At 61.8% G+C, this 4970-nt stretch carries 5 protein-coding genes and 1 pseudogene; all 6 read left to right on the top strand.

The window, feature by feature from the left end; genetic code table 11:
- Positions 1-126, top strand: a 126-nt coding sequence (locus WH91_RS23715) for an arginine deiminase family protein (protein ID WP_248305829.1), incomplete at its 5' end; no start/stop codon positions are given.
- Positions 127-145: 19 nt separating this feature from the next.
- Positions 146-1146, top strand: a pseudogene (gene argF / locus WH91_RS18630) (ornithine carbamoyltransferase).
- 5 nt (positions 1147-1151) lie between these two features.
- The gene (gene arcC / locus WH91_RS18635) at positions 1152-2084 is read left to right on the top strand and encodes a carbamate kinase (protein ID WP_046172523.1); all 933 of its coding nucleotides are present in this window, start codon (positions 1152-1154) and stop codon (positions 2082-2084) included.
- Positions 2085-2943: 859 nt separating this feature from the next.
- Complete coding sequence (locus WH91_RS18645; RefSeq protein WP_046172525.1) at positions 2944-3351, top strand: FixH family protein; 408 nt, start codon at positions 2944-2946, stop codon at positions 3349-3351.
- The gene (locus tag WH91_RS18650; protein ID WP_046172526.1) at positions 3348-4778 is read left to right on the top strand and encodes an efflux RND transporter periplasmic adaptor subunit; all 1431 of its coding nucleotides are present in this window, start codon (positions 3348-3350) and stop codon (positions 4776-4778) included. Before WH91_RS18645 ends, WH91_RS18650 begins: the two co-directional genes overlap by 4 nt.
- Positions 4775-4970: hypothetical protein (locus WH91_RS18655; RefSeq protein ID WP_046172527.1), on the top strand; the 196-nt coding region annotated here is incomplete at its 3' end. The genes WH91_RS18650 and WH91_RS18655, both read left to right, overlap by 4 nt.

Consider the following 4970-nt stretch of genomic DNA (forward strand, 5'->3'; position numbering starts at 1 on the left):
GTCTATACCAACACTCTGCTCCGCCGGGCCGGCATTGAGGTGATCACGGTGGCCGGCTCCGAGCTTGGTCGCGGGCGTGGCGGCGGTCATTGCATGACCTGTCCGATCGCTCGAGATCCCCTCTGAAACAAGGAACACCTTCGCCATGCCGATCAACCTTCGCGGCCGCAGCCTGCTCACGCTCGACGACTACTCGCCCGGCGACATCCGTTTCCTCCTCAAGCTGGCAAGCGAGCTCAAGGCTGCCAAGCTGGCCGGCACCGAGCGGCAACGGCTGACCGGGCGGAACATCGCCTTGATCTTCGAAAAGGATTCGACCCGAACGCGCACCGGCTTCGAAGTTGCGGCCTACGACCAGGGCGCTCACGTCACCTATTTGGGGCCCTCGGGCAGCCAGATCGGCCACAAGGAATCGATGAAGGACACCGCCCGCGTTCTCGGCCGTGTCTATGACGCGATCGAATATCGCGGCTTCGGTCAGAGGACTGCCGAGGAGCTTGCTGCCTACGCAGGTGTGCCAGTTTACAATGGTCTCACCGATGAGACGCACCCGACCCAGACGCTCGGCGATTTCATGACCATGCGCGAATTCACCCACAAGCATCTGTCGGGGCTCACCGTGACGTTTCTTGGCGACGGACGAAACAATGTGGCGCGTTCACTCGCCGTCGGCGCGGCCAAGGTCGGCATCGACATGCGGATCGCCGCGCCACGCTCCCTCTGGCCCGACGAGCCCTTCGTCGAGCATCTCAGGGGGCTCGGCAAGGAGACGGGGCCCAACTGACGATCACCGAGGATGTCGGCCAAGCCGTGCGAGACGCTGACTTTCTCTATACCGATGTCTGGCTGTCGATGGGCGAGGACGACGCGGCGTGGCCCCAGCGCATCCGCGAACTGATGCCGTATCGGGTCACCCGCGATGTGATGGCGGCGACCGGCAACCCGCACACCAAATTCATGCATTGCCTGCCGGCCTTCCACAACGCGGAGACCGAGGTCGGTGCGGATATAGCCAAGCGCTTCGGGATCGACTGCATGGAGGTCACCGACGAGGTGTTCGAATCCCCATCGTCGATCGTGTTCGACCAGGCGGAGAACCGCATGCACACGATCAAGGCGATCCTCGTCGCCACGATTGCAGGGTGACCGCGATGCTTATCGTCGTCGCTCTCGGTGGCAACGCCCTTCGTCGGCACGGCGAATCCATCTCCGCGGAAACGCAGCGGCTCAATGTGCGTGCAGCCGCCGCTTCGCTCGCCGAGCTGATCGGCGCCGGCCATCGGCTTGTCGTCACCCACGGCAATGGTCCCCAAGTCGGTTTGCTGGCCCTCCAGGCCGCGGCCCAGAAGCCGGACGAAGCCTATCCTCTCGATACCCTGGGCGCCGAGACCGAAGGCATGATCGGTTATCTGATCGAGCAGGAGCTGGAGAACGCACTGCCCGACGGGCCGAAGGTCGCGACATTGCTGACACAGGTCGAGGTGGATCCGAACGACCTGGCATTTCGCAATCCGACCAAGCCGGTCGGTCCGGTCTATGAGAAGGACGAAGCCGAGCGTCTCGCGGCGGCCCGGGGCTGGAGCGTCGCGCCGGAAGGCGACAAATCAAGGCGCGTCGTGCCCTCGCCAGCACCCAAACACATACCGGACGTTGATATCATCCGCATCCTGCTGGACGCGAATGTGGTTGTGATCTGTGCTGGCGGTGGCGGAATCTCCGTCGTTCGGCGAGCCGACGGAAGTCTGGTCGGGGTTCAAGCTGTCATCGATAAGGACCGCACAGCGAACCTGCTGGCGCAGGAAATTGGAGCGGATGTTCTTTTGCTGCTGACTGACGTCGATGCGGTCTATCTCGACTGGGGCAAGCCAAGCCAAAAGGCGATAGGCCGGGCCACGCCGACGGAGATGCGCCAAAGGGACTTCGCCGCTGGATCGATGGGGCCGAAGGTGGACGCCGCCGCCACGTTCGCCGCATTGACCGGCGGAATTGCCGGCATTGGGCGATTAGACCAAGCACTCGCCATCTTCGACGGAAGCGCCGGGACGCAGATCGACCAGGACGTCGATGAACTGATCGCCCGTTGAACCGTGCGCCTTGCCACCTCACGTCAGTTGCCCCTGCAACCAAGCCGTTTGTTGAAAGGTCCTTGAGTGAGTAGCGAGACATCTCCAATGGTATCAATTCTCGCAGCAACCCTGGGCGCCGGGGTTGTCCTCCCGGAGGCGTTGAAACCCTCGGGCTTAAGCGCTCAGTGATGTTGCCCCGCGCGGGTGTCACGCTCAAATTGTGATACGCAGGACGCGGGAGACACCCGTTGGCTGCGTAACCATCAGCACACGTTCGATGAGGAGGACAACGACGCGGGCCATGCTAAGATTGGATACCTCAGCTTCGAACGGCCGATCCCCCTGCCTTTCATCGCTACCAGCAGGTTTACAATACGGCGGCGTCATGTGATCGTTTGAATATGAGAGTTCGGTCCCTTATTTCCCTGCTGATGTCGATAGCGCTTATCGCGGGACTCATGCTGCCGCCTGCAACGGCCTATTCGACCGAGAGCAAGGTGGTCGCCAACGCCCCAATGGGTGACATGAGCGATATGATGCCGATGCAGGGTGAAGAAGAGTGTTGCAAAACCCCGACCGGACAGGTGCCGGACTGTGGAGTTGCTTGTCCGATGGTCGTGGGCTGTTTCGCCAAGTGCGTTTTAAGCGCTGCATCAGGTGTTAGCCCAACAATTCCTCACGGGGAGGCAATGGCCCCGCCTCGTGACGACGGCCTTGGCGCGATGTGGTTAGGGACGCCCCTCTACGAGCCACCCCGGATCTAAAGTCATCAGCACTCGCAGATCACGATCTCGTCAGCTTTAAGCTATCGAATGTTCGGTGGAATGTGCGCCGCAGCCTGAGCGCTGCTCCTTGATGATATTTCCGGATCCCAATCATGAAATCCCTTTTCCTAGTGCGTGCTGCTTTTGCCACACTTTCCGTTCTCGCCTATCCGATGGCCACGTCTCCCGCATGGGCCGCAATCGATGACTATGAGTTCGAACTCGCTCAAACCGAAGTCCAGGTCGGCGAAGCGACCGTCGTGTCCGTTCGTCTTGTCGACAAACGGACCGGCGAGGCCGTTCCGGATGCGGTGATCTTTGAGCAACGGGTCGACATGGCTCCGGATGGCATGGAAACCATGGCCGGGTCCATCGAGCCGCTGCGATCGACAGAGCCCGGTATTTATAGCTTCGAAACGGGCCTTGTCATGCAAGGGGGCTGGCGCTTGTCGCTGGCGGCCAAGATACAGGGCGAGGAAGGCACACTCGAAAGCCAGCTCGAATTCCGAGTCCTGCCGTGAACACCAAGGTCACAACTGGCTTGGCCCTCGTCGCCATAACGGCGGCGGGGCTTGGAGGCTATTTGGCCGGGCAACAGCGGATGTCGTTGCCTTTCATCGACTGGATTCCAGAAATATCGCTTCAGGCGGCTGAAACGCCCACGGCGTCGGCCGGGCCGGTCATCTACTACCGACATCCAGACGGCCTTCCGTCCTACTCGGCGACGCCAAAGGCCACCGATGATGGCAGACCGTTCACTCCGGTGCAGGCAGGCGATGATGTCAGCTTCGAGGAGAAGCCTGATGTGGTCGCGGAGGTCGCCACTGGAGAGAGCCGACCACCGTCAGGTGCTCGGCGGCTGCTGTACTATCGACATCCCATGGGCCTGCCAGACACCTCCCCAACGCCCAAGAAGGACTCGATGGGAATGGATTACCTCCCCGTTTACGAGGGAAACGCCGACGAGTCAGGAGTTGTCGTTGCGGCCGGAAAAATGCAGCGCACCGGCGTCCGGTCCGAGGTCGCTTCGTCGCGCATCATCGTCCGCACCATACGAGTTCCGGGTGCTGTCGAGTTCGACGAGCGGCTCGTCACTGTGGTTGCATCGCGTTCAGATGCCTTTGTCGATCGCGTCGCAGACGTGACCACCGGGGATAGGGTCAACCGGGGCGAGCCACTTCTCTGGCTCTATTCCGCCGAGGTTTCGAGCGCCGGAGCACAATACCTGACCGCATTGAAAGGCGGTGGGGATGGGGCCGAAGGTGCACGACAGCGGCTGCTCAATCTCGGGGTGGCTCCCGCTGTCATCGCGACGATCAAGCGGGACGGAGAGATCCCGATGTCAACGGTGTGGCCTGCACCTCGCGACGGGGTCGTTGTCGAGCGGAACGTCGTCGAGGGGATGGCAGCGCAATCCGGCGACGTGCTGTTCCGGCTGGTCGACTTGTCGAGTGTTTGGATCATTGCCGACGTTCCTGAATATGATCTCGACGTCGTCAGGGTCGGCGCGTCGGTGGACGTCTCGATCCGGAGCCTGCCGGGCAAGACCTTTTCCGGACGCATTGCACTTATCTATCCAGGCGTCGCCGCCGAGACACGCACCACCAAGGTACGGATCGAGATCGCCAATCCCGATCTTTCGCTGTTGCCGGGCATGTATGCCGACGTCGGCATCGTCGCCGGTTCGCCGACCCCAGTCCTTTCGGTTTCAGACAGTGCAGTGATCGATACCGGCACGCGCCGAACGGTGATCCTTGACCTAGGCGACGGACGCTTCGGTCCCCGTGAGGTTAAGACCGGATTGCAGGGCGATGGATTCACCGAAATCCTGACCGGGATCGCCACCGGCGACCGGGTGGTGGTTTCGGCCAACTTCCTGATCGATGCGGAAAGCAATCTGAAGGCCGCGTTGGACGGCATGGCGGCAGTCCAGGGAGCCAATCCATGATCGCCCGGCTGATCGCCTGGTCCGCCCGCAACCTTGTGCTGGTTTTCGTCGGGACGGCCTTTGCAGTGGCGGCCGGCATATTCTCCCTGCAGACGCTACCTCTGGACGCTGTCCCCGACCTCTCAGACGTTCAGGTCATCGTCTATACCGACTACCCAGCCCAGGCGCCACCGGTCGTTGACAGCCCGATCA

Source organism: Devosia psychrophila, from assembly GCF_000971275.1.
Taxonomy (GTDB): domain Bacteria; phylum Pseudomonadota; class Alphaproteobacteria; order Rhizobiales; family Devosiaceae; genus Devosia; species Devosia psychrophila.

Excerpts from the sequence above, each read along its gene's own strand:
- arcC (WP_046172523.1), top strand. The coding sequence starts at position 1,152 with ATGCTTATCGTCGTCGCTCTCGGTGGCAACGCCCTTCGTCGGCACGGC.
- WH91_RS18645 (WP_046172525.1), top strand. The coding sequence starts at position 2,944 with ATGAAATCCCTTTTCCTAGTGCGTGCTGCTTTTGCCACACTTTCCGTT.